The sequence below is a fragment of the Micromonospora sp. NPDC048887 genome (assembly GCF_040649715.1).
In the GTDB taxonomy this organism is placed as follows: Bacteria; Actinomycetota; Actinomycetes; order Mycobacteriales; family Micromonosporaceae; genus Micromonospora.
Genome location: NZ_JBEZGA010000015.1, coordinates 33,677 through 57,555, shown reverse-complemented (window position 1 = coordinate 57,555; position 23,879 = coordinate 33,677). Strand labels below are relative to the sequence as shown.

General features: G+C 72.8%; 22 protein-coding genes and 1 tRNA gene. 11 read left to right on the top strand and 12 right to left on the bottom strand.

Features of this window, described 5'->3' with window-relative positions:
* Positions 1-167 precede the first annotated feature (167 nt).
* Positions 168-4,919 carry a hypothetical protein gene (locus tag AB0C17_RS22080; RefSeq protein WP_357480215.1) on the top strand — a complete coding sequence of 1,584 codons (4,752 nt, stop codon included), beginning with the start codon at positions 168-170 and terminating at the stop codon, positions 4,917-4,919.
* A 298-nt stretch (positions 4,920-5,217) separates the two neighbouring features.
* Here AB0C17_RS22080 and AB0C17_RS22075 read toward each other — a convergent pair.
* Both AB0C17_RS22075 and AB0C17_RS22070 read right to left on the bottom strand, forming a co-directional pair.
* Positions 5,218-5,292: transfer RNA gene (locus AB0C17_RS22075), tRNA-Val, on the bottom strand.
* Between the two features lie 50 nt (positions 5,293-5,342).
* Positions 5,343-5,882, bottom strand: coding sequence for a TIGR02611 family protein (locus AB0C17_RS22070; RefSeq protein WP_357480212.1), 540 nt, complete (start codon positions 5,880-5,882; stop codon positions 5,343-5,345).
* 273 nt (positions 5,883-6,155) lie between these two features.
* Between AB0C17_RS22070 and AB0C17_RS22065 the strand changes: the two genes are divergently transcribed.
* Positions 6,156-6,587, top strand: coding sequence for an SsgA family sporulation/cell division regulator (locus AB0C17_RS22065; protein ID WP_007457244.1), 432 nt, complete (start codon positions 6,156-6,158; stop codon positions 6,585-6,587).
* Positions 6,588-6,661: 74 nt separating this feature from the next.
* Here the strand turns inward: AB0C17_RS22065 and AB0C17_RS22060 are convergent, their stop codons facing one another.
* The gene (locus tag AB0C17_RS22060; RefSeq protein ID WP_091427952.1) at positions 6,662-7,438 is read right to left on the bottom strand and encodes a glucose 1-dehydrogenase; all 777 of its coding nucleotides are present in this window, start codon (positions 7,436-7,438) and stop codon (positions 6,662-6,664) included.
* A gap of 178 nt (positions 7,439-7,616) precedes the next feature.
* Here AB0C17_RS22060 and AB0C17_RS22055 point away from each other — a divergent pair, with 178 nt between their 5' ends.
* A complete protein-coding gene (locus AB0C17_RS22055; RefSeq protein WP_357385681.1) occupies positions 7,617-8,534 on the top strand; it encodes an AraC family transcriptional regulator in 918 nt (305 codons plus the stop codon).
* Positions 8,535-8,541: 7 nt separating this feature from the next.
* Positions 8,542-8,997 carry an Rrf2 family transcriptional regulator gene (locus AB0C17_RS22050; protein ID WP_013284925.1) on the top strand — a complete coding sequence of 152 codons (456 nt, stop codon included), beginning with the start codon at positions 8,542-8,544 and terminating at the stop codon, positions 8,995-8,997.
* 1 nt (position 8,998) lies between these two features.
* Here AB0C17_RS22050 and AB0C17_RS22045 read toward each other — a convergent pair whose 3' ends face one another.
* Together AB0C17_RS22045 and AB0C17_RS22040 are read right to left on the bottom strand one after the other, a co-directional pair.
* Entirely contained in the window at positions 8,999-9,610 is a 612-nt protein-coding gene (locus AB0C17_RS22045) for a malonic semialdehyde reductase (RefSeq protein ID WP_357471614.1), read from the bottom strand.
* Positions 9,607-10,170: a flavin reductase family protein gene (locus tag AB0C17_RS22040; protein ID WP_357385676.1), complete on the bottom strand. Its 564-nt coding sequence runs from the start codon at positions 10,168-10,170 to the stop codon at positions 9,607-9,609. Before AB0C17_RS22040 ends, AB0C17_RS22045 begins: the two co-directional genes overlap by 4 nt.
* A gap of 393 nt (positions 10,171-10,563) precedes the next feature.
* Here AB0C17_RS22040 and AB0C17_RS22035 point away from each other — a divergent pair, with 393 nt between their 5' ends.
* Both AB0C17_RS22035 and AB0C17_RS22030 read left to right on the top strand, forming a co-directional pair.
* Positions 10,564-10,743 (top strand): DUF4236 domain-containing protein, encoded by a 180-nt coding sequence (locus AB0C17_RS22035; RefSeq protein ID WP_013284922.1) that lies wholly within the window; start codon positions 10,564-10,566, stop codon positions 10,741-10,743.
* Positions 10,744-10,853: 110 nt separating this feature from the next.
* Positions 10,854-11,372 (top strand): potassium channel family protein, encoded by a 519-nt coding sequence (locus tag AB0C17_RS22030; protein WP_357385674.1) that lies wholly within the window; start codon positions 10,854-10,856, stop codon positions 11,370-11,372.
* Here the strand turns inward: AB0C17_RS22030 and AB0C17_RS22025 are convergent.
* Both AB0C17_RS22025 and AB0C17_RS22020 read right to left on the bottom strand, forming a co-directional pair.
* Positions 11,338-12,240 carry a hypothetical protein gene (locus tag AB0C17_RS22025; RefSeq protein ID WP_357385672.1) on the bottom strand — a complete coding sequence of 301 codons (903 nt, stop codon included), beginning with the start codon at positions 12,238-12,240 and terminating at the stop codon, positions 11,338-11,340. The two genes, AB0C17_RS22030 and AB0C17_RS22025, sit on opposite strands and share 35 nt — an antisense overlap.
* A 48-nt stretch (positions 12,241-12,288) precedes the next feature.
* The gene (locus AB0C17_RS22020; protein ID WP_357480209.1) at positions 12,289-12,810 is read right to left on the bottom strand and encodes a VOC family protein; all 522 of its coding nucleotides are present in this window, start codon (positions 12,808-12,810) and stop codon (positions 12,289-12,291) included.
* Positions 12,811-12,860: 50 nt separating this feature from the next.
* Between AB0C17_RS22020 and AB0C17_RS22015 the strand changes: the two genes are divergently transcribed.
* Together AB0C17_RS22015 and AB0C17_RS22010 are read left to right on the top strand one after the other, a co-directional pair.
* The gene (locus AB0C17_RS22015; protein ID WP_357471748.1) at positions 12,861-13,331 is read left to right on the top strand and encodes a MarR family transcriptional regulator; all 471 of its coding nucleotides are present in this window, start codon (positions 12,861-12,863) and stop codon (positions 13,329-13,331) included.
* A gap of 48 nt (positions 13,332-13,379) precedes the next feature.
* Complete coding sequence (locus AB0C17_RS22010; RefSeq protein WP_357471605.1) at positions 13,380-14,957, top strand: tetratricopeptide repeat protein; 1,578 nt, start codon at positions 13,380-13,382, stop codon at positions 14,955-14,957.
* Between the two features lie 4 nt (positions 14,958-14,961).
* Here AB0C17_RS22010 and AB0C17_RS22005 read toward each other — a convergent pair whose 3' ends face one another.
* Positions 14,962-16,365, bottom strand: coding sequence for a HAMP domain-containing sensor histidine kinase (locus tag AB0C17_RS22005; protein ID WP_357471602.1), 1,404 nt, complete (start codon positions 16,363-16,365; stop codon positions 14,962-14,964).
* A complete protein-coding gene (locus AB0C17_RS22000; protein ID WP_357385664.1) occupies positions 16,362-17,018 on the bottom strand; it encodes a response regulator transcription factor in 657 nt (218 codons plus the stop codon). Before AB0C17_RS22000 ends, AB0C17_RS22005 begins: the two co-directional genes overlap by 4 nt.
* 95 nt (positions 17,019-17,113) lie before the next feature.
* Between AB0C17_RS22000 and AB0C17_RS21995 the strand changes: the two genes are divergently transcribed.
* A complete protein-coding gene (locus AB0C17_RS21995) occupies positions 17,114-18,211 on the top strand; it encodes a sigma-E factor regulatory protein RseB domain-containing protein (protein ID WP_357471599.1) in 1,098 nt (365 codons plus the stop codon).
* 241 nt (positions 18,212-18,452) lie between these two features.
* On the top strand, positions 18,453-20,672 hold the full coding sequence (locus AB0C17_RS21990; protein WP_357471745.1) for an AAA family ATPase: 2,220 nt from the start codon (positions 18,453-18,455) through the stop codon (positions 20,670-20,672).
* Between the two features lie 200 nt (positions 20,673-20,872).
* On the opposite strand, the gene AB0C17_RS21985 is transcribed toward AB0C17_RS21990, so the two are convergent.
* Positions 20,873-21,295, bottom strand: coding sequence for a hypothetical protein (locus tag AB0C17_RS21985; RefSeq protein ID WP_357471596.1), 423 nt, complete (start codon positions 21,293-21,295; stop codon positions 20,873-20,875).
* A gap of 306 nt (positions 21,296-21,601) precedes the next feature.
* Here AB0C17_RS21985 and AB0C17_RS21980 point away from each other — a divergent pair, with 306 nt between their 5' ends.
* Positions 21,602-21,934, top strand: a complete 333-nt coding sequence (locus tag AB0C17_RS21980) for a hypothetical protein (protein ID WP_357385660.1) — start codon at positions 21,602-21,604, stop codon at positions 21,932-21,934.
* A 61-nt stretch (positions 21,935-21,995) separates the two neighbouring features.
* Here AB0C17_RS21980 and AB0C17_RS21975 read toward each other — a convergent pair whose 3' ends face one another.
* Together AB0C17_RS21975 and AB0C17_RS21970 are read right to left on the bottom strand one after the other, a co-directional pair.
* Entirely contained in the window at positions 21,996-22,985 is a 990-nt protein-coding gene (locus AB0C17_RS21975) for a sporulation protein (RefSeq protein WP_357385658.1), read from the bottom strand.
* Positions 22,986-23,087: 102 nt separating this feature from the next.
* Positions 23,088-23,864, bottom strand: coding sequence for a DeoR/GlpR family DNA-binding transcription regulator (locus AB0C17_RS21970; protein WP_357385656.1), 777 nt, complete (start codon positions 23,862-23,864; stop codon positions 23,088-23,090).
* Positions 23,865-23,879 lie beyond the last annotated feature (15 nt).

Sequence of the window (23,879 nt, the reverse complement as noted above, 5' to 3'; positions counted from 1 at the left end):
ATCCGAGACCCGCCGGGCATACCTTTCGCGCTCGGGTTAAAGGTGTGGTCCGCCGTCGGCGTACGGCCAGAACATGGTCCCTCCATTGTTTTCACCACGCTCGTCATGGACGGAGACCCGTGAAGATAGGAACGTTATCGACGCCTGGCAAGGCGGTGATTGCCGCCGTGGCCGCTGTTGCGCTGCTTTCCGGCCCGGCACTGTCCGCAGTGGCCCGGGCCGAACCGGCGGAGACCCCGCCATCCGCGCCGGCGGCAGCGGCGGCCCCGGCCGGCCCGGTCGGGCCCGCCGATCGCGTCGCACCCGGCGACCGGGACAGGGTCCTGCCGAAGGGGTGGCGCGGCTCCGCGGACCGGATCTGGACAACCTCCGGCGACGCCAACGGCTTCCACATTCTCACCGCCACGGCGGCCACCGGCTACACCTGGGAGACCGCGGCCAGCCTCGCCGAGCCGGGCTTCGACGTCGACCTGTGGATCGGCAACGCCTGCGTGACCGGCTCGGGTCGCCGGCTGGTCGTGGTGTACGCACCCCGCACCTTCACCAACAAGGCGGAGCTGTTCGACCGTGGCGGGTTCACCGCGCTCGTCGACCTGAAGACGCGCCAGGTGACCAAGCTGCCGGTGCAGTCGTCGCTCGCCTACTTCAACCCCGGTTGCGGCGCGGGCGAGCAGGCGGTGCTCTCCCAGCTCGGTGGCGAGAACCGCGAGGACCCGACGTCCACCGCGCCACGGAGCCGGCTGTTCACCGTGGACGCGGCGGCACGCACGCTGTCCAAGCCGATCCTGCTGAACACCGAGCTGAGCTCCCCCGTACCCGTCAAGGACGGCATCGTCGCGGCGGCCGCCGGCGGGCTGGTCTCGGTGGCGAGGACCGGCAAGGTGACCCGGTCCGCCGCGGCGACCGGGGTGCCGTTCCGGCTGACGCCCGACGCAGCCGGCGGCGTCGTCTTCATGGACTCCGACGGCCGGCAGACCCGGGTGAAGCGGGCGGTCGGCCGGTCCGTGCGGGAGCTCGCACGCGGCCGCGCGGCCGATGTCGGCCTGGCCCGCGGTGCCGGCGGCCGGTCCTTCATCACCGGCCGGCCGGCGCACATGTCCGCGCTGCCCGCCACCGTGCGCCGGATCGCCGTTCCCCGCGACAGTGAGCTGTCCACCCGCGGTGAACTGGCGCTCACCCAGGTCAAGGCGGCCGGCGCGGGCGACCCGCGAACCCAGGGCGGCGACCCGAGCGTGGCCCGCGACGTCGCCGTCACGGCGACGGTGACAAAGACCGGCAAGTCGCTCACCTTCGAGGTGAGCCCCGAGGTGGTCGGACCCGAGGCGGTCGCCGGCCGAGCCACCCATCCGAAGCTCGGCGCCACGGCCACGGCCACCACGCCCCGCTCCCGGATCGCGGCCGACGCCTCGGCCGAACCGGTCGAGGCGGACCGCTACTGCTCGGTGCCGCGCAACGACCCGGCGAACCAGGCCGTGCAGCCGAAGCCGCGCAACGTCGAGTGGGCGGTCGACCAGGCGGTCTTCGGCCGGCTCAATGACGCGGCCTCGCGCCCGGCGAACTGGAAAGGCTACGGCATGCCGGCGTACGAGCCGCAGACACTGTTCCCGGCGCCACCACTGGCGAACGGCGGCCGGGTGCCGGCGCAGATCATGCTGGGCATCATCACCCAGGAATCCAACATGTGGCAGGCGTCGAAGTTCGCGCTGCCCGGCGTGCCGGCGAACCCACTGATGGGCAACTACTACGGGCGCGACATCTACAACGCCACCTCGCTGGACGACTGGGACATCGACTGGACGAAGGCCGACTGCGGCTACGGGCTCACCCAGGCGACCGACGGCATGCGCCTGGCGGGCCACGAGAAGACCGACGCCAACGGCAACAAGGTCGAGGTCTCGCTGCCGTTCCAGACCCAGCGGGCGGTCGCGCTCGACTTCACCGCGAACATCGCGTACGGGTTGAAGATCTTGCAGGAGAAGTGGAACCAGACCTACGCGGCGGGGTTGCGGGTGCACAACGCCGATCCGTCCGCGCTCGAGAACTGGTTCTACGCGGTGTGGGCGTACAACTCGGGCTTCTACCCGAAGAAGAACGACACCGACCCGTGGGGCGTCGGGTGGCTCAACAACCCGATCAACCCCAGGTACGACCCGCTCCGGCACCCGTTCATGACCTCGTACGACGACGCTCGCACGCCGCAGAACTGGCCGTACCCGGAGAAGGTGCTCGGCTGGGCCGGCAATCCGATCTCCGCGACCGAGTCGCCGGGCGTCGAGCGCCCCGGCTTCAACTACGCCTGGTGGAACCTGAGCGAGGACAAGCCCAGGGTCAAGCCCCCGCTGAAGACCTTCTGCGACAACACCAACCAATGCGATCCGTACGCCTCCGTGCAGCCCGACGATCCGGACGTCAGCAGCGAGAAGCCCGGCTCGTGTCTGCACAGGAACGCCGCCGGCCTGTACGACCTGAGGTGCTGGGCCCACTCCGCCGTCGGGTGGAAGGCGCCGCCGGGAGTCGTCTGCGACACCTGCGGCCACGAGCAGATCCGGTTCGACCCGGGCTACCCGTGGTGCACGACAGCCGGCCAGACGGCCTGCGAGAGCGACGGCATCAGCTACCCGCCGCACTGCCAGGACAGCGGCGGTGACCTCGCCCCCGGTGCCAAGGTGGTCGACAACGTTCCGCTCGGCTCGCCCTCGCCGCGGTCATGCCCCAGACAGCTGCAGAACCAGGGTACGTTCCAGCTCTCCTTCACGGGGGTGGCCAACGGCACCTACCCGTCCAAGATCGATTTCCACCAGGTCGGCGGCGGTTACGGCGGCCACTACTGGCGGGCCAGCACCCGGACGCAGGCGGCCCAGGGCGGAAACCTCAAGGTCACTGGCACCTGGCGGCTCAACGAGACCGGCACCGGCTGGCGGCGGGTCCAGGTGTTCGTGCCCGAGTTCGGCGCCTGGACGCAACAGGCGAAGTACACGATCGATCTGGGCAACGGCGAAACCCGGTACCGGGTGATCAACCAGACCTGGCAGCAGAACAAGTGGGTCGACCTGGGCACCTTCAACTTCCGGGGCCAGCCCTCGGTCTCGCTGACCACCGTGGCCAAGGACGGCACCGGAGACGACAGCATCATCTTCGACGCGGTGGCGTTCAGCTGGCCCAGCCCGTCGCCGCCCGGCGTGCCCGAAGAGGTCGGCGGCATGCCCCGATACGTCGCGCTGGGCGACTCCTACTCGTCAGGCGAGGGCGTGGCGCCGTACGACCGCAACAGCGACCTCAAGCGAACAAACGGCACGAAGGGCTCCAGCGTCGACGCCTGCCACCGGTCGACGGCCGGCGCGTACCCCCGCCTCGTGCATGATCCCGGCCGCGACTCCGTCCGGGACTTCCCGAACGACCACTACACCATCGAACAGATGTCGACGCGGTACAGCTGGGGCAGCTTCGGCTTCCTCGCCTGCTCGGGCGCGACGACCACGGCCGTCACCCGCGACGCGGTAAACGTTCCGCCGGCCGCCTCCGACACGGCGGGACACACCGACTGGGGACAGGCGGTCGACCGCTGGGGCGAGCTGACCCAGGTGGAGCAGGGCTGGCTGGACCCGGAGACCACGCACGTGTCGATCTCGATCGGCGGCAACGACGCCCGGTTCTCCGACGTACTCACCGGGTGCATCGCCGCACTCACCGACTGCTCGGGGCCGAACTACCGGCTGACCCGGTCGAACGGCGTCGTCGACCCCGAACCGCTGCGCGACTACCAAACGAAGATCATTCGGGACTGGCTGCCCGCAAAGCTGAAGGCCACCTACCGGGCGATCCACACCGCCGCCCCGAACGCCCAGATCTTCGTCGTCGGCTACCCACAGATGTTCGCCAACGAGGAAGGCAACAACGCCTGCTACAACATCAGCTCGCAGGCCCGGCTGTTCCTCAACGCGATGGCCGGTCGGATGTCCATCGCCATCGCGCGGGTCGTCGACGACCTGCGCGCCGAGGGCGTGGACATCCGCTACGTTCACACCACGGCGGCGATCAGCGTCGGCAACAGCGGACAGAAGAAGTGGGCGTGCGGTGGCAACGACGGCTACCGGTGGCTGAACGCGGTCACCTCGACGTCCACCGACGGCAGCGGGGAGAAGACGCCGGGCACCGGCACCTTCCACCCGACAGCCCGCGGCCAGCAGGGCTTCGCCGACCTGCTCACCGCGGCCTTCGCGGACGCCCGGCGCCCCCGGGCGGACGACGTGGCGGCGATCAAGCAACGCATCCTCGACTATTCCGCGAAGCGCGCGCCGACCGACGACAAGGGCAGGTGGATCGTCACCGACCAACAGGCAAAGCTGGCCGCCGAACGCTGCCTCGACCTGACCCGGCGCGGCGGGATCGTCGGCAACCCCTGCCTGTCCAAACCGATCCTGTTCCCCACCGCCTTCGACGCCCGCGGAGCCGCCCGCAACGACGACGCCGCGATCGACGCCAACCCGCCCTGGGTGCAGCTGCGCTACGTCAACGGCTCGACGGAAAAGCCCAAGGTGCTCAAGTCCCGTAGCTGGTTCATGAACGCACCGTACGGCCAGACCTCCTGCCCGACGACGCGGCCCGAAGACCAGTGCGACGAATATCCGTTCTACACCTCCGAGGAGGGTGGCGCCTGGGACTTCTTCACCGGCGGGGAGAACTCTCCGCTGAGCACCCGGCTGCTGATGATCCCCGCGACCGAGAACCGGGCGGAAGGCAGCATGGTCGGTGCGATGTACAGCCACCAGGACTGCCGGATGCAGACCGGCACCTACGAAAACATCATCGGTAGCCCCGGCTATCAGAACCAGTTGCTGACCAGCGGCACGGAGTATCTGACCGTACCGCTGACCGACGAAGCGGCGTTCGTGGGCCAGAAAACCATGTACGTCTGCTGAACCGGGGCCCCGGCCGCCGTCAGGTGGCCGGGGCCCATCCCACGGGCTTATTTCAAGACCTGCGGCACTCCTACGCGCCTTAGCTGGTCTCAGACGGCGTGCCGATCAATGACGTAGCAAAGGTGATGGGTCACGAGCAGACGTCCGCGACGTTGAACCGCTACACCCACTCAACCGCTGAGCGCGCCCACAGAGTGGTGAAGTCCTTTGCTGCCTCTCGCTGCCTCCGAGCAACGACTGAAGCCTCAAAGACGAGTCAAGGCCCCTCGATTGAGGGGCCTTGAGCTTGCCGTATTCATGGTGGGCGATACTGGGATCGAACCAGTGACCTCTTCGGTGTGAACGAAGCGCTCTCCCGCTGAGCTAATCGCCCTCAGCGCGCATGACTCTACCCGATCACCCGCCCGGACCAAAAACCGGGCCTCAGTGCGTCGCGAGGTAGTGCAGCGCCTCCGCCACCACGTCGATGCCGAAGCTGTACTTGAGCGACAGCCACACCACCACCGACACGAACACGAGCCCGACCGCGCCCAGCACGAAGCGCACCGGCATCGACTGCCGGGTGACCCAGCGGGTCCAGGAGTTGACGTGGCGGCGGGTGAACGCGAGCAGCCGCCGCGCCCAGTGGAACTCGACCGCCCAGACGCCGAGGCCGGCGATGACCAGCAGCCAGCCGGGCCCGGGCAGCGGGATCAGCGCGATACCGACGGTGACCACGATGGCGCCGAGGATGCCGATGAAGATCTTCAGGGCGACGCGGCCGGTGGGGTTGGCGCGGATGAGGTCGAGCGTGGTGTGCAGGCGTCCCCGCCAGCCCTGTCGCCGCCGCGGCTGCTCCGTGAGAGTGCCTTGCGACCGCCCTTCCACCGGCACCTCGTACCCCCGACTTTCGGCTGCTCGGGCCGCACCTTTCGGCGATTCGGCCGTGGTCCGCGACGTCACCGAGGAGCCCTTCGTGACCATTTCCACCCCCAGTGTCGCCCGCGACCGTCACCCCTGCTGACGACTGGACGTTACCGGAGTAAGTCGACGACTGAACCACCCGTTGCCGGGCGGGACGACGGAGTGGGCGGAACCGGAAAGTCTACGCGGGGCCGGGCGGTCCCGGGGGCTTTCGGAACCCCTTCCCACCACTGGGTGAAGTCAGCGTATGGCGGAGCGTAGCCAGGAGCAGCACCTGAGTATGGGAAAAGCGGGACACGCGCGTTCCGCAGCGGTGCCGGGGGGAGAACGTCCATGAGTGTCATCCGACCGACGACCGTAGAGGTCGAGACGTCGCTAAGGCTCGTCGCGCCTGACGCCACCGCCTTGCCGGTGCGTGCCAGTCTGCGTTACGACCCTGCTGACCCGTATGCGGTCCATGTCCTGTTCCACGCCGAGTCCGCCGGCGGCGAGGCGGTGAGCTGGTCGTTCGCTCGCGAACTGCTGGTCACCGGGCTCGACGAGCCGGCCGGCATCGGTGATGTGCGGGTCTGGCCGTGGGCCACCCCGCGCGGCGACTTCGTCGCGCTCGCGCTGTCGTCCCCGGACGGCAACGCCCTGTTCGAGGTCCCGCGCAGCGTGCTGGTGCGCTTCCTGCGCCGGACCTACGTCGTCGTCCCGCGCGGCCGCGAGGCCGAGCACCTGGACGTCGACACCGCGGTGAACCGGCTGCTGGCCGGTCGCTGACACGGCGACACCCGGGGCCGCGCGGATCTGCCGAGTCCGCGCGGCCCCGGGCCGTCTCCGACCGGGGGTACGCGTCAGCCGCGCGTGGTGATCCCGCCGTCGACCGGGATGACCGCTCCGGTCAGGTACGCGCCGGCCCGCGACGCCAGGTAGATCGCCGTGCCCGCCATGTCCTCGGGCCGGCCGATCCGGCCCAGCGGCACCTGCTGCTCGATGGCCGCGCGCGACTCGGGGTCGTCCAGCGCGAAGGCCATCATCTTGCTCTCGAACGGTCCGGGCGCGATCGCGTTGACGGTGATCTGCTCGCCGGCGAGCTGGTGGGCGAGGCCGCGGGTGAGCATGTGCACGGCCGCCTTGGTGGCCGAGTACGCGTAGACCTCCATCCAGGGCACCCGGATGCCGTCGATCGACCCGATGTTGATCACGCGGGCCGGGTCGTCGGCGCCGGCGGCGGCGCGCAGTTGCGGCAGCAGCGCGGTGGTGAGCCGGAAGACGGCCTTGACGTTGACCGCCCAGAGCTTGTCGAAGGCACCCTCCGGGTATTCCTCCAGCGGTGCGCCCCAGGTGGCGCCCGCGTTGTTCACCAGCACGTGCAGCCGGTCGTGGCGCTCCCGGACGGCCTCGGCGAGCGCCAGCGCGCCCGCGTCGCTGCCCAGGTCGGCGGGGATCGCCTCGCAGTGGCCCTCGGCGGAGAGTTCCTTGGCGACCGACTCGCACACGTCCGCCTTGCGCGAGGAGATGATCACCTTGGCGCCGGCCCGGACGAAGCCCCGGGCGATCATCAGCCCGATCCCGCGTGAGCCGCCGGTCACCAGGACCGTCTTGCCGTCGACCGAGAACAGATCCGTCATGTTCGTCCCATCGCCGTCGCCGGGCCGCGGGCCGGTCGGCCGGGGCCGCGTGGCCGGGTGCGCAACGCACGCCGGCCCGGGTTTTACCGATCGGTAACCTAACCGCCGGGCTCGGCTGCCGACAAGAGCGGGCGAAACCGTCGAGATGCAACGTGCGGGCGCTCCGGTTACCGTCGGGATGATGGTCACTACCGGTCAGCCCTCCCCGGCCACCCGCACCGGCCCGCCGCGGCTCCGCTCCGGCACCGACGAGATCGTCACCGGTGTGCTCGGCGACCTCGCCGCCGAACCCGGCTGGCCCCGCCCGGTCCTGCTCGACCGTGATCTGCTGATCCTGGTCACCCACGGCCACGGCACCGCCGAGCTGGACTTCCGGCCGGTCCCCTGCCGCCCGGGCACGCTGCTGCGCGCGCATCCCGGGCAGGCGCTGCGGTTCGTCGGCGCGCAGCTCGACGCGACGGTGGTGAGCTGGCGGCCGGACGCGCTGCGCGGCCTCGACGTCGACCCGGACGCGGTGCCCGCCCACCGCCAGCTCGCCGGTGAGGACGAGGACGCGGTGATCAGCGAGGTGAGCCAGCTCGCCGTGGACGCCGACCGGCATGCGCTGGTGCCGGCCGCCGCGGCGCTGCTGCGCCACCAGCTCGCCGTCCTGCTGCTGCGGCTGAGCCTGCTGCCGCGCCCGGGCGACGGCGCGACGCCGCGGGCCGAGACGGAGACGTTCCGGCGGCTGTGCCGGGAGGTGGAACGCGGCTACCGGCACACCCGCCGGGTCGAGGACTACGCCGCCGATCTCGGCTGTTCGGTGCGTACCCTGACCCGGGCCTGCCTGGCGGTGACCGGCCGCAGCGCCAAGCAGGTGATCGACGAGCGGGTCGCGTTGCAGGCGTGCCGGCTGCTCGCCGCCACCGACGAGTCGATCGCCGCGGTCGGCCGGGAGCTGGGTTTTCCCGAGCCGACCAATTTCGGCCGCTTCTTCACCCGCGAGGTGGGGGTGAGCCCGGGGACGTTCCGGGCCGAGCGCGAGCGCCCGCTGCCCGTCCGTCTGGTGCGACCCCGGCCGCCCGCCGACTCCCCCGTGCCGGGCGGCCAGGCATGATGGCACTGTGCAGATCTCCGCGCGCGGCGACTACGCGGTCCGGGCAGCCCTGAGCCTGGCCACCGCGTACCCGACCCTGCTGTCCACCCAGGCCATCGCGGCGGAGCAGGACATGCCGCGCAAGTTCCTCGAGGCGGTCCTGGCCGACCTGCGCCGGGCCGGGGTCGTCCGGGCCCAGCGCGGCGCCGAGGGCGGCTACACGCTGGCCCGGCCGCCGCGTGAGATCACCATCGGGCACGTGTTGCGCGCCGTCGACGGTCCGCTGGCCGGGGTACGCGGGCTGCGCCCCGAGGAGACCCGGTACGAGGGCGCGGCGGAGAACCTGCCCCGGCTCTGGGTGGCGGTGCGCGCCTCGGTGCGCCGGGTGGTCGACGAGGTGAGCCTGGACGAGCTGGTCAGCGGCCGGTTGCCGGCGCACGTGCGCAAGCTGACCGCCCAGCCGGACGCGTGGGAGCCGCGCTGACTCACAGGGTGCCGACCACGTCCTCGTAGGGCAGGCGCGGCAGCCGTTCCCGCCAGGCGTCCGGCGCCGGGCGGCCGATGTTCATCAGCAGCAGCACCCGGTGCCGCCCGCCGGGGAAGAACTCCCGTTCCACGGCTGCGGCGTCGAAGCCGGCCATCGGTCCGGCGGCCAGCCCGGCGGCGCGTACGCCGACCAGCAGGTAGCCGATCTGGAGCGCGGCGTTGAACCGGGCCTGCGCCTCCCGGCCGGCCGGGTCGCCGGTGAACCAGTCGCGGGCGCCGGGGCGGTGCGGGAACAGTTCGGGCAGCCGGTCGTGCCAGTCCACGTCGGCGGCGAGCACAGCGGTCAGCGGCGCGGTGGCCGTCTTGTCGCGGTTGCCGGCGCTGACGTACGGCAGCAGCCGGGCCCGGGCCGCCGGGGAACGCAGCAGCAGCACCCGCAGCGGCTGGGCGTTCATCGCTGTCGGGCCGTACCGGATCAGGTCGTGGACGGCGCGGACCTGTTCGTCGCCGACCGGCTCGTCGGTGAACGCGTTGGCGGTGCGGGCCGCCCGGAACAGCAGGTCCTGGGCGGCCCGGTCGAGTGCGATCAGCTCGTCGACGGCGGCGGTCACCACGCCTCGGGCCAGTCGCCGAGCGTGGTGGTGTAGCGGCCGCCGTGGTGCAGCAGCGGGTCGCCGTCCTCCCCCGCGCCGAGCGCGAGCGGTTCGCCGAGCAGGATGGTGTGGTCGCCCGCCTCGATCCGGCGCACCACCCGGCACAGCAGCACGGCCAGCGCGTCGCCGATCAGCGGCACGCCGAACGGCCCGGTGGTCCAGCCCGGGTGGGCGCTGAACCGGTCGATGCCGCTGGTGGCGAAGATCTGCGCGATCTCCTGCTGCCCTGAGGCGAGCAGGTGCACGGCGACGTGCTCGGCCTGCTCGACGGTGGGCCAGCTCGACGACGCGCGGCCGAGGCAGACCGACACCAGCGGCGGGTCGAGCGACACCGAGGTGAACGAGGTGGCGGTGAAGCCGGCCGGCGGCAGGTCCGGCCGCATCCGGTTGCCGCGCAGGCCGGGCGTGGTGACCACGGTGACCGTGGACGCCTGGCGGCGCAGCAGGTCGCGGAAGGAGTCGACGTCGACGGGGCGCAGCTCGACGGTCCCGGCGCCGGGCCGGTCCACGGTGGTCACGACGGCACCGGCTCACGGCGCGGCGGGGATGTCACGTGGTCCACGAGAGCCTCCAGTACAGGGGTAGCAGCGGCGGCGCTGTGTTCTCTCCCGGTACCCCCGGATGAGGGAAGCGATGCGGGGCGACCGGCTCTCATGCTGCCGACCGCTCTCGGCGCCGGTCAACGCCCTTCCAAAGAGTGAGACCTTCGTCGCTGGCATTGTTACCAACCGTCTTCACCAGCATTTACGACTCCTTAAGACCTACCCGTTGGATAGAGATTTTGCCGGGCGCGAGTCCCACCGTCCAGAGCGGACCGGGCATGGTTTCGCGAATCGTCGATCCGGGCATGTTCGTTGCCGCGAAGGCAGGGAGACGACTGCAGAGGCAGGGAGACGAAGGAGGCACCCCCGATGGGCGTCCAGTTCCGCAAGCGCAAGAAGTACGGACCGCTGATCCTCCACTTCACCCAGAACGGCTTCTCGTCGTGGAGCATCAAGATCGGCCGCTGGTCCTGGAACTCGAACACCCGCGCCCACCGCGTGGACCTTCCGGGGCCGCTGTCGTGGAAGCAGGACAAGACCCGGGCCTGACACCCGGACGTGGATCGGGGCGCCGGCTACTGGCCGGCGCCCCGATCGTCATACCGGCGGGGATCGCGGTTCCGCCGACCGCGGCGCACCGGTGACCGGAGAATCGCGGCATGGTGGACCTGTCCCTGCGGCGGATCAGACGGCGGGCCGTGACGGCCTGCCTGCTCATGCTCGCCGGCTACTTCCTCGTGCCGGTCGAGGCCGACCCGAACGGCCTGCGGCTGGCCCTGCGCTCGGCCGGCACGCTGGTGCTGGTGGCGGTGATCGCGTTCCTGGTCACCGGCCAGGTCCGCCGCCAGCTCGTCCGGGACCAGCCGACCGGCCGGGACGAGGACCGGGCGCTGACCCGGCTCGCGGTCGCGCTGATCGCCGGGCTGCTCGTCTTCGCGCTCGGCGACTACGTGGTGGCGAACACCCGGCCGGGCGAGTTCGCCGGGCTGCGGACCCGGGTCGACGCGCTCTACTTCGCGCTGGCGACGCTCACCACCGTCGGCTACGGCGACGTGCACGCCCAGGGCCAGATCGCCCGGGTGGCGGTGTGCGCGCAGATGGTCTTCAGCATCGGCGTGGTCGCCACCGGGGCGTCGATAGTGGTCAAGCAGATGACGCAGCGTTCGGGACGGCGCTGATCAGCACGTCCCCGCCGAGCCGGCCGTGCTCCGGGTCGCGGGTCACCGCGCCGGAGGCGAGCAGCGAGGCCAGCGCCCGGTTGGCGTCGGCGGCCCGGTAGACGGTCGAGGTGGTGGCGAAGCGGCGCAGCTCGGTGACCGTACGCGGGCCGGAGCGGGCCAGCTCGGCAAGCAGTTCCCGGCGCAGCGGGCCGGGCTCGGGGTCGAGCGAGATGTCGAGCAGCCGGCCCTGCGGGTCGGCCGGGTCGCGGTAGCGCACGCCGGCGTACTCGTCGACCGCCCAGAGCGCGTCCTTGACCGCCTCCAGCCCTCGGTCGGAGCCGGTGCCGTAGCCGAGCAGCCGGGCCGGACCGTCCCCGTCCGGCACCAGCTCGACCTCGGTGACGAGCGGGAACCCCGCGTCGGTGAGCACCTGGCGCAGCGGCCGGCCGGGCGCGGTGACGAGCAGCAGCTCGGCCGGACGCCCGGACGCGGCGGCGGCCAGCAGGGCCGGGTCCGGGTCGGCGCCGTCGGCGACGACGAGCAGCGGAGCGCCGGCCGCTCCGGCGGCCTTGAGCGCCACCGGCAGCCGGTCCGGGCCGCCGGGCACCAGGTGCACGGCGACGTCGGGCGGCAGCGCGGCCTCGGCCGCGCCGAGGCGTACCGGCAGGTCGGTGCCGTCGTCGGCCACCACCAGCACGGTCAGCCGCCGCCCGCGCAGCCGGTCGGCGAACTCGGCCACCACCCGCAGCGCCTCCTCCGCGCCGGAGGCGTCGTCTCCGGCGTACGCGAGCGCGAGGGTGGCCCGCCGCGCCCGGTGCAGCGCGGCGGGGAGCCAGTGGTCGAGCCGGCGGACGAGCAGCTCGCGCAGGAGGGCGTCGGTGGACATGGTGCCGTTTCTACCGCACCGCGCGGCGGGCGCGGCCGGGAACCCCGCTCAGACCGGGACGGAGATGCCCACGCCGCCGCGGGTCTGCCCGCCGTAGCGCTGCCGCTCGCGGTCGAGGTCGAGCCGCCCGATGCGGGTACGCGCGGCGAGCGCGGCGTCGTCGAGCAGATCGGCCGGGACGATCCAGACGATCTCGAACTCCAACCCGTCCGGGTCGCGGCCGTAGAGGCTCTTTGTGGTGCCGTGGTCGGACGCGCCGACCAGCCCACCGGCGGCGGACAGCCGCTCGGCGGTGGCGCCCAGCTCGTCGAGCGTGTCCAGCTCCCAGGCCAGGTGGTAGAGACCGACGGTGGCCCGGCCGGCCTGGGACGCCCCGGCCGCCGCGCCGATGGAGAACAGGCCGAGGTCGTGGTCGTTTGTGGAGTCGGGCGCCTGGAGGAAGGCGGCGCCCCGGAAGCCCTCGGGAGTCATCGGGACCCGGCGGAAGCCCAGCACGTCGCGGTAGAAGGCGACGCTGCGTTCCAGGTCACTGACGTAGAGGACGGCGTGGTTGAGTCGGTGGATGCCCATGTCAACGACCGTACCCCGGCTTTGTTGAACGTTCAACTATTGCCGGTATGATGGTCGTCATGACCCGGTGGCTGGATCCCGACGAGCAGCGGACCTGGCGGGCCTTCCTGACCGCCTCCCGGGCGCTGATGGACACGCTCGACCGCGAGCTGCAACGCGACGCGGGCATGCCGCACGCGTACTACGAGATCCTGGTCCGCCTCTCCGAGGCCCCCGGCCGGCGACTGCGGATGAGCGAGCTGGCCGAGCTGACCGGCTCGTCGCGCAGCCGGCTGTCACACGCCGCCGCCCGGCTGGAGGCGTCCGGATGGATCCGCCGGGAGGACTGCCCCACCGACCGGCGCGGGCAGGTCGCCGTGCTCACCGGCGAGGGCTTCGCCACCCTGGCCGGCGCCGCTCCCGGCCACGTCGAGGGGGTACGCCGGCACCTGTTCGACGCGCTCAGCCCGGCCCAGGTCGACCAGCTCCGGCGGATCAGCGAGACGCTCGCCGACCACCTGACGGATTCGGGACCAAACTGATCCACTCCGGGGCTTGTACATACCGTCGCCGGACGAGCACGATGGGGCGTGTCCTCCGGCTTCGCTGACCTGACCGTCCAGGCGCACCAACTGGTGTCCGAAGGCGACCTCGACGGCGCGCAACGGCTGCTCGCCGACGCGCTCAGCGACGCCGATCCCCGTCCCGGCAACGCCTCCCCCGAGCTGGCCGAGGCGGCCGGGCTCCAGGCCCGGCTGCTCGTCGCACTCGGCGAGCCGCACTCCGCGCGCGGCTGGGCCGCGTTCGCGTACGCGGCGTCCACCCGGCTGTTCGGCCGCTCCGACGAGCGCACCGTCACCGCCGCCGCGACGCTCGCCGCGGTGCTGCACCGGGTCGGCAGCGACGCCCGGGCCGCCCGGCTCTACTCCGACGTGATCATCGAGCTGACCGCCCGCGACGGCCCGGAGTCGCAGCGGGTGCTCGCCGCGCACGCCGACCTGGCCACCGTGGAGTACGCGCGCGGCCAGTGCGAGGTGGCCCGCGACCGGTTGCAGGACGCCTGGGAGCTGCACCGGGAGGTCTACGGCGACGGCCATCCCAGCGGCATCAAGATGCTGGCCAAGCTCGGCGCGATGGAACGTGACTGCGGCCGGTACGCCGACTCGCACGAGCACCTGACGCTCGCCGAGGAACTGTGCCGCCACCACCTGGATCCCGACGACCCGCTCGCCGCCCAGGTGGCCGGGCTGGCCCGCGCCGCCGCCGACCCGGACCACGTCTGCCCCGCGCCCGCCCCCGAGGCGCCGCCCGCCCGGACCGCGCCGGTGGTGCCCGCCGCCCGGGTCCCACCGGCCACCGAGGGGCCGCACGACCTGCCGCCCTACTCCCCGCCCGCGCTCGACGACCCGGTCGAGACGCCGCTCTACCACCCGCCCGGCCGCGCCGCCGAGGCCGCGCACGTGCCGACACCGCGAGCCGCGCCGGAGGCGGACGGCGACGCGTTCGACGACTATCCGTGGCCGCCCGACGGGCCGGCCGAGCAGCCGTGGCGCCCGGACGCCGACCCGTTGCCGCCCACAGTGGTCGGGCTCGCCGACGACGAGCCGGCCGGCGTACGCCGGGTGCCGCCACCGCCGCCCGAGCCGCCGTCGAGGTACCTGCCGGTGCACGTGCCCCGGCCACCGGCCGCCGAACGTCGCACCCGGCCCCAGCTGCCGCTGGTGGTGCTGGGCGTGGCGGTGGCGCTGCTGCTCGGCACCATCGCGGTGATCGCCGGGGTGTCCCGGGTCGACGACGGCCGCGGCACGCCGCCTCCGGCCTCCGGCGCACCGCCCTCCAGCGCGCCGCCGCCGACCTCCGCCGGACCCGCGCCGACCACGCCGGCCGCCGCCGCGCCCGGCACGCCGCCCGGGCGGTTCACCCTCACCGACCGGCGCGACAGCATCGTGCTGAGCTGGACGTACCCGGCCGGCGCCGAAGGGCCGGTGGTGGTCGCCGGGGGCCGCGCCGGGCAGCCGCAGGGCACGTTCGCCACGCTGCCCGCCGGCTCGGTCGACTACATCGCCTACGGGCTCGACCGCACCACCGACTACTGCTTCACGGTGGCGCTCGTCTGGTCCACCGACACGGTCGCCCGCACCGGGCCGGTCTGCACCAAACGCCGCTGACCGCTCACTCCCCGTCCGGCTCGGCCAGCGCGGGCAGCCGTACCGTCGCGCGCAGCCCCGGCGCGGCGGCGCCGGGCGTCGCGTCGCCCAGCTCCACCGTGCCGCCGGCCCGGCGCACCAGCTCGCGCACGATGGCCAGGCCCAGGCCCGCGCCGCCCGCGTCGCGGGCCCGCGCGTCGTCGAGCCGGGTGAACCGGGCGAACACCCGCTCCCGGTCCGCCGCCGGGATGCCCGGCCCGTCGTCGGTCACCGTGATCAGGTGGTACGCGCCGTCCGGCCCGCCCACTGCCAGTTCCACACCGGAGTACGCGTGCCGCAGCGCGTTGTCCACCAGGTTCACCAGCACCCGGCGCAGCTCCCCCGCGTCTCCCTCGACCCACAGCGGCCCGTCGGGTGGCGTCAGCCGCACCGGCGGGGACGGGTAGCGGGCCGCCACCGTCCGCAGCAGCTCCCCCAGCTCCACCGGGCCGACCGGCGACGGCCGCACGTCCTGCTCGTCGAGGCGGGCCAGCAGCAGCAGGTCGTCGACCAGGCGGCTGAGCCGTTCGGTGTCGGCGAGCAGGTCGTCGGCGACCGCCGGCCAGTCGGTGTCGTCGCCGAGCCGCCGGGCCACCTCCAGCTCGGTGCGCATGTTCGTCAGCGGGCTGCGCAGCTCGTGCGCGGCGTCCGCGACGAACGCCCGCTGCCGGTCCCGGGACGCGGCCAGCCGGTCGAGCATGTCGTTGAGCGTGACCGCGAGCCGGTGGATCTCGTCCTGCCCGGCCGGCACCGGGAGCCGCTCCGCCCCGGCCCGCCCGGTGATCTCGGCGGCGCCGCTGCGCAACTGCTCGACCGGCCGCAGCGTCGCGCCCACCACCCGCCAGGCCACCACCCCGAGCCCGGCGACCAGCACCGGGAAGCCGACGAGCAGCAGGTTGCGGACCACGTGCAGGCTGTGCCGCACGTCGGTGAGCGACTTGGCCACCAGCACCGTACGCGGCTCCTGCGCCGTGCCGGCCGGCACCGTGACCACCCGGACCGGGCCGGGCATGCCGGCACGCCGCCCGTCCACCACCAGCCGCTGCCGCTGCCCGGGACGCAGCTCGTCCGGGCCGAGCATCGGCACCAGGCGGTCCGCGTCGATCGAGGCGGCCCGGATGCGGCCCTGCGCGTCGACCACCTGCACCCGCAACTGCCCACCCGCGACCGGCAGCGGATCCGGCAGCGCGTCCTCGGCGGCCAGCCGCGCCACCGCGTCGGCGGTACGCAGCGCCTCCTCGTCGACCGAGCGCTGCAACGTCCAGCCCAGCGCGCCGAGCAGCAGCGCCGAGCCGAACGCGAACCCGGCCACCAGCCCCAGCACACCGAGCGCGAGCAGCCGGGCCCGCAGGCCGAGGCGCGGCAGCGGGCCGCGTACCCACCGGCTCATGTGGCCAGCCGGTAGCCCGCGCCGCGCACCGTCTCCAGCCGCTCCCGGCCGATCTTGCGGCGCAGGTAGCCGACGTAGACCTCCACCGCGTTCGGCGCGGTGTCGACCGAGGCGTCCCAGACGTGGTCCAGCAGCTCGGTCTTCGACACCACCTCGCCGGGGCGGCGCATCAGGTAGTCCAGCAGCGCGTACTCGCGGCTGGTCAGCACCACCTCGGCGTCGGCCCGGGTGACCCGGCGGCGGGCCGGGTCCAGGCGCAGGTCGCCGACGGTGAGCACGGCCGGCCGCCGGGGCGCGCCGCGGCGCAGCAACGCCCGCAGCCGGGCCAGCAGCACCACGTACGAGAAGGGTTTGGTCAGGTAGTCGTCGGCGCCGCAGTCCAGGCCGTCGGCCTGGTCGTACTCGCCGTCCTTGGCCGACAGCATCAGCACCGGCAGCCAGCGCTGCTCGGCACGCAACCGGCGCACCACCTCGTAGCCGGAGAGACCGGGCAGCATCACGTCGAGGATCATCGCGTCGTACTCGCCGTGCCGGGCCGCGTCCAGCCCGTCCGGGCCGTTGGCCGCCACGTCGACCGCGAAGCCCTCCGCCGACAGGCCCCGGCGCAACGCCGCCGCGAGCCGCGTCTCGTCCTCCACCACCAGCAAGCGCACCGGTCCAGGGTGCCACCACGGGCTCACCCGTAGGGGATCTCCTCAGCGTGGTCACAGCGACGACCGCGCAGCATGGTGCGCAGGAGGTGCACACTATGTCAGTGATGAAGAACCGCGCCGTGCTGCGCTGGCTGGTCCCGGTGACCGCGGGGGTCGCCGTGATCGGCGGTGGCGCCGCCGTCGGCACGTTCGCCGCCGGCGCCGACCCGGCGCTGCCGCCGCGCAGCGCCGCCCAGCTCCTGGAAGACCTGCGCACGTCCCGCCTGGACGGGCTCTCCGGCACAGTGGTGCAGCGCGCCGACCTCGGCCTGCCGCCGATCGCCGCGCTCGCCGGGCAGGCCGCCGGCAACGACCTGGCCGGCCTGGTGTCCGGTACGCACACGCTGCGCGTCTGGTACGGCGGCGAGGACCGGCAGCGGCTCGCGCTCGTCGACACGCTCGGCGAGCAGGACATCCTGCGCAACGGGCGCGACGTCTGGACGTGGAACAGCCGGGCGAACACCGCCACGCACCGGGTGCTGCCGGCCGACGCGCCGGACCGGACCGTCGTGCCGGCCACCCCGGCCGACGCCGCCGACCGGGCGCTGGAGGCGATCGACCCGACCACTGCGGTCACCGTCGGCCGCACCGCGACAGTAGCCGGACGCAGCGCGTACGAGTTGGTGCTCACCCCGCGCGACAAGGCCTCCCTGGTCCACCAGGTACGGATCGCGCTGGACGCGAAGGAGCACGTGCCGCTGCGCCTCCAGGTGCTCGCCGACGGGCAGGACGAGCCGGCGTTCCAGGTGGCGTTCACCCAGGTCGACTTCCGCACGCCGTCGGCCGACCAGTTCCGGTTCAACCCGCCGCCCGGCGTGAAGGTCACCGAGGCGACCGAGGGCGAGCGGCCCGGACCGGCGGGTAAGCGGTTCGACCGGAAGGACGCCGAGAAGCCTGACGTGCGTACCGTCGGCACCGGCTGGACCACCGTGGTGGTCGCCAAGATCGACGGGGCGGCGAAGGACGGCGGCGCGGACGCGCCGGACGCGGAGATGCTGTCGAAGGTGCTCGGCGACCTGCCGAAGGTCAGCGGCGACTGGGGCAGCGGGCGGCTGCTCAGCGGCAAGCTGTTCAGCGTCCTGCTGACTGACGACGGCCGGGTGATCGCCGGGCTGGTCACGCCGGAGCGGCTCTACGAGGCGGCAAAGGGCTGAGACATGCCGTGCCCGGGGCTCGGTCGACGCGCGTCGGCCGGGCCCCGAGTCGTGTCCGGGCTTGGTCGGGTGGCGGTCGACGCGCTATCTTTACCAGTTCAGGCACAAAAAAGGAATGGCTTCTGAATGCCATTCCTGCGGCAATTTTAGTCAATGAGGAGCCGGATTGTCAACGCACTCCGACGTGTCGGCTGACCTGCGCCAGGACGACGAGATCGGCCGGGAACAGGAATACGTCTCGATGCTGTACGACCGGCTGGACGGCATGCGGGAACAGGCCGCCCGGCGGCTCGACGAGGAGTTGCGCCACACCGGCGGAACCCAGCAGGCTCGATCGCAGCGCGACTCGACGGTCGCGATGTACGCCGACCAGGTCGAGCAGTTCTCCGCGGTGGAGAGCGGCCTGTGCTTCGGCCGCCTCGACGGCGACGACGACACGGTCCGCTACATCGGCCGAATCGGGATCTTCGACTCCTCCGGCGACTACGACCCGCTGCTGATGGACTGGCGTGCCCCGGCCGCCCGCCCGTTCTATCTGGCCACCGCCGCCAACCCGCAGGGCGTACGCCGCCGTCGCCACCTGCGCACCCGCGACCGCAAGGTGACCGGGCTCAACGACGAGGTGCTGGACATCACCGCCGCCTCCCCCACCGCCCACGAGGAGCTGACCGGCGAGGCGTCGCTGCTCGCCGCGCTCAACGCCGGGCGCACCGGCCGGATGCGCGACATCGTCGAGACCATCCAGGCCGAGCAGGACCGGATCATCCGCGCCGACCTGCCCGGCGTCATGGTGGTGCAGGGCGGGCCGGGCACCGGCAAGACGGCCGTGGCGCTGCACCGGGCCGCGTATCTGCTCTACACCCACCGACAGCAGCTCTCCACCCGGGGCGTGCTGCTGGTCGGCCCGAACGCCACGTTCCTGCGCTACATCTCCCAGGTGCTGCCCACGCTCGCCGAGACCGGCGTGCTGCTGCGTACCCAGGCCGACCTTTTCCCCGGCGTGCACGCCCGGCGCACGGAGCCGGCCACCACCGCCGCGCTGAAGGGCCGCGCGGTGCTGGCCGACGTGCTCGCCGCGGCGGTACGCGACCGGCAGTGGGTGCCGGACGAGCCGGTCACCATCGAGCTGCCGCAGCGGGAGGTGCTGACGCTCGACCCGGAGACCGTGCGGCAGGCCCGCGACCGGGTACGCCGCACCGGCCGGCCGCACAACCTGGCCCGCGCCCTGTTCGACGTGGAGATCGTGCACGCGCTCGCCGACCAGGTGGCCGAGCGGATCGGCGCCGACCCGCTGGGCGGGGAGAACCTGCTCTCCGAGGCCGACCGCGCGGAGATCCGCCGCGAGCTGCGCGAGGAACCGGAGATCCGGGCCGCGCTGGACGAGCTGTGGCCGGTGCTGACCCCGCAACGCCTGCTCGCCGACCTGTACGCCTCACCGGAGCGGATCGCCACCGCCGCGCCGATGCTCACCGACGCCGAGCGGGCCGCGCTGCACCGCGAGCCGGGCGGCTGGACGCCCGCCGACGTGCCGCTGCTGGACGAGGCGGCCGAGCTGCTCGGCGAGGACGAGCGCGCGGCGGTGGCCCGCCGGGAGCGGATCCGGGCGCTGGAACGCGAGTACGCCGAGGGCGTGCTGGAGATCTGGCGCGGCTCCCGCTCCATCGACGTGGAGGACGAGGCAGACGGCGGTGAGATCCTCGGCGTGACCGACCTGATCGACGCCGACCGGCTCTCCGAGCGGCAGGAGGAGTCCGACCGGCTCACCACCGCCCAGCGCGCCGCCGCCGACCGGACGTGGGCGTTCGGGCATGTGATCGTCGACGAGGCGCAGGAGCTGTCGCCCATGGCGTGGCGGCTGCTGATGCGCCGCTGCCCCAGCCGGTCGATGACGATAGTCGGCGACGTGGCGCAGACCGGCGCGCTCGCCGGCACGCCGTCGTGGGGCGAGGCCCTGGCGCCGTACGTGGCGGACCGGTGGCGGCTGGAGGAGCTGACTGTCAGCTACCGCACCCCGGCCGAGATCATGGCGGTCGCCGCCGACGTGCTGGCCGAGATCGACCCGGCGCTGCGGCCACCCCGTTCGGTACGCGCCACCGGCGTACCGCCGTGGGACCGGACCGTACCGGCGGACCGGCTCGTGACGGAGCTGGTCGAGGCGACCGCCGGGGAGGCCGCGTCGCTCGGCGACGGGCGCCTCGGCGTGCTGGTGCCCACCGGCCGGGTGACCGAGCTGGGCGGCGCGGTGGTGGCGGCGCTGCCGGAGGCGACAGTGGGCGAGCAGCCCGAGCTGGCGAACCGGATCGTGGTGCTGACCACCGAGCAGGCGAAGGGCCTGGAGTTCGACTCGGTGCTGGTGGTGGACCCGGCCCGCATCGTCTCCGAGTCGCCGAGGGGCCACAGCGACCTCTACGTGGCCCTGACAAGAGCGACCCAGCGCCTGGGCATCCTCCGCACCCCCTAACCCACCCCATCGGGTTCCGCCTCCCCGGGTCCGTCGATCATGGAGTTGTGGCCCGGGCATGCTTCGCGAAGCGGGCATTCGGCGGGCCGAAAGTGCAAGATCGGCGAGTGCGTGACGGGACAGTCAGGCGTCCACGGGGGAAGCGCGGACACGGCGGCGGGAGGCGGCCCGAGGCCGCCTCCCGCCGTTCCGCTGTTCGGTCAGCCCGGGTTGGGGCGGTTGTTGGTGAAGTTGCCCACCTGGGCGCCGGTGGCCGAGTTGTCACTCGTGGAGCCGCCGGCCGGGGTGCTCAGGCCACCTGTGCTCGCGTCACCTGTGGTCGTCGGCGCCACCTTGCCCGGGTGCTTCTCCGGCTGCCGGGCCACCCGGCGCACGCTGGCCGGGCCGGCCGTACCGCCGGTCGTGGTCACCGCGCCCTGACCCCGGGTCGGTCCGCCGTCGCGCAGCACCGTCGGGTCGACGGGTACGTCCGCCGGGTCGTCCGGGTCGACTTCCTGACGCATCCGCTCGACGTCGGTCTGCGGCACCGTGACCTCGTCGAGCGCGCCCTCGCCGTACACGCCTCCGGCGACCCGCTGCTCGGCCCGCCGGGCGGCGTCCTGCCGCATGTCGTCCTCACGCACGTCAACCACCTCGCAGCTGTGTCGGGGTATCGGTGTGGCGTGCCCGAGGCTGGGTGGCTGAAACCGGAACCGGCGACAGAAGGTCCGGTACGTTGCCGTAAGTCCGGTTTCGGAAACCCACGCCGACCGGCGGTTACCTTGTCTCCGGCCCCGGGTAGACCCAGGTTGCCCCCGCCACAGAGCGCGAACCGTGCCGTGGCCGACCTGCGGTAGCGGGGCGAGGGTGTGCAGGTAACGACTCATCAAATCCTTGAGGAGGACCAGATGAGCACGCAGGCTGCATCCACCAGGCCGATGAACCGGCCGATGTCCGACGTTCAGAACCGGTCGAACATGCAGGACACGTCGACCCGGCACATGCCGTCGATGCACGACGGTCACCGGGAGCAGATGCCGTCCCCCGGTACGGAGACGAAGCAGGCGTTCCTGACCACCGAGTTCTGGGTGTACGCCGCAGCGGTCGCGCTCGTGGCGATCGCCGCGTTCTGGAAGGGCACCACCGCCAACGGGCTGAACATCAACAACCCGAACCAGGCGTGGTGGTACCTGACCGCGCTGACCGGCGCGTACCTGGTCAGCCGTGGCCTGTCGAAGGCGGGCAGCGCGCGCCGCTCCGGCCGGGAGCGCCGCGGACGTTGATCGCACGCCGCGCCAACGGCGACGCCCCCGGGATCCGTCCCGGGGGCGTCGCCGCGTGTGCTCACTCCTCGCCGAAGTCCCCGAAGTCCTCGTCGCCGCCGTCGAACGCCTCTTCGATCAGCTCACCGGCGACCAGGCCGCCGGCGACACCGAGCGCGGCGCCCGCGACCACGCCGCCCATGCCCGGGCCGCGCCGCCCGTGCCCGGCGTAGCCGTGGTGACCCGGGTAGCCGTGGCCGCCGGGCGGCATACCGAAGCCCTGGGCCCGCAGGTTGCCGTAGCGGCCCGTGAGCTCCCGCACCCACCCGTCGACGACCTGCACCCAGTCGGTACGGGCGGCGTCGCTGTGCGGAACCGAGTAACGGCCGATCACGTCGTGCCCGGGGCGGAGGAAGCCGCCGCGCTTGTCGCACTCCAGGATCACCTCGACGCCCTGCTGGCTGGTCACGAACGTCAGCTCGACCTCGTTGACCGTCTGCGCGTACTGCGGCGCGGCGAAGAACTCGATCTCCTGGTAGAACGGCAGCGTCTGCGGCACGCCGTAGATGTGGCCGCGCTCCAGGTCGGCGTGCTTGAACCGGAAGCCGAGCGCCTGGAACGCGTCGAGGATCCGCTCGTGGATCGGCAGCGGGTGCACCGACACCTGGTCCAGGTCGGACTTGTCGACCGCGCGGGCCACCGCCAGCTCGGTGCGCAGGCCCATGGTCATGCCGTGCAGGCGCTGGCCGTACACGTCGGTGATCGGGGTCTCCCACGGCACCGGCATCTGGAACGGGATGGAGAGCTGCTGCTTCGGGGCCAGCTCGAAGGCGCCGCTGACCGGCATCCGGTGGAACTCCATCACGCCCGCGTACTCGTGGTCGCCGCTCTCGATCTCGACCCGGGTCACCAGACCGATGGCGATCTGCTCGATGCGGGCCGGCGCGTCGCCGCCGACGAGGTTCACGCGCCCGTCCAGGGCCAGGCCCGGGCGGGTGTTCGGGTTGCTGAGCACCGTGTCGACGCTCGGGCCGCCCACGCCGAACGCGCTCAACATCTTCTTGAAGACCATCGGTCACTCCCGTGCGACTGCGCTCCGACATGGACCGTCGGGCGCTGGTCAGGGCACCCTAGACGGCAGGGCTGAGAAGTGGCTGTGAGGCACGCGGTGGTCTCAGTCCGCGCGGACCACCACCAGCTCGCCGACCTGTTCACCGAGCTGCCGGCGGGCGTCCGGCGGCAGGCCGCCGTCGGTGATCAGCATGTCGGCCTCCTCCAGCGGGGCGATGGTGGCGATGCCGATGGTCTCCCACTTGGTGTGGTCGGCGAGCACCACCAGCCGCCGCGCGGACCCGATCAGCCGCCGGTTCACCGCCGCCTCCAGCAGATTCGGCGTGGTGAACCCGGTACGCGGGCTCATCCCGTGCACGCCGAGGAAGAGCAGGTCGACGTTGAGCGCGGCGATGGCCGCCTCGGCGACCGGGCCGGTCAGCGCGTCCGACGGGGTACGGATGCCGCCGGTCAGCACCACCGTCTGGTCGGCACGCGGGTTCTGGTAGAGCGCGTCGGCCACCGGGATCGAGTTGGTGACCACTGTGAGCCCGCGTACCTCGGCCAGCCGCGCCGCCAGCGCGGCGGTGGTGGTGCCGGCGGACAGCGCCACCGCCATGCCCGGCTCGACCAGCCCCGCGGCGCGCTCCACGATGGCGCGTTTCTCGGCCTGCTGCCGGACCGACTTGGCGGCGAACCCGGGCTCCTCGGTGGAACCGGGCCCGGCGAGTGTCGCGCCGCCGTGCACCTTGTCGATCAGGCCGCGCTCGGCGAGCACCTCCAGGTCGCGGCGGATCGTCATGTCGGACACCCCGAAACGGCTGACCAGGTGACTGACCCGGACGCCGCCGCTCTGGCGGATCAACTCCAGGATGGCGCTCTGCCGTTGCTGGGCGAGCATGGGAACCTCCTCGGC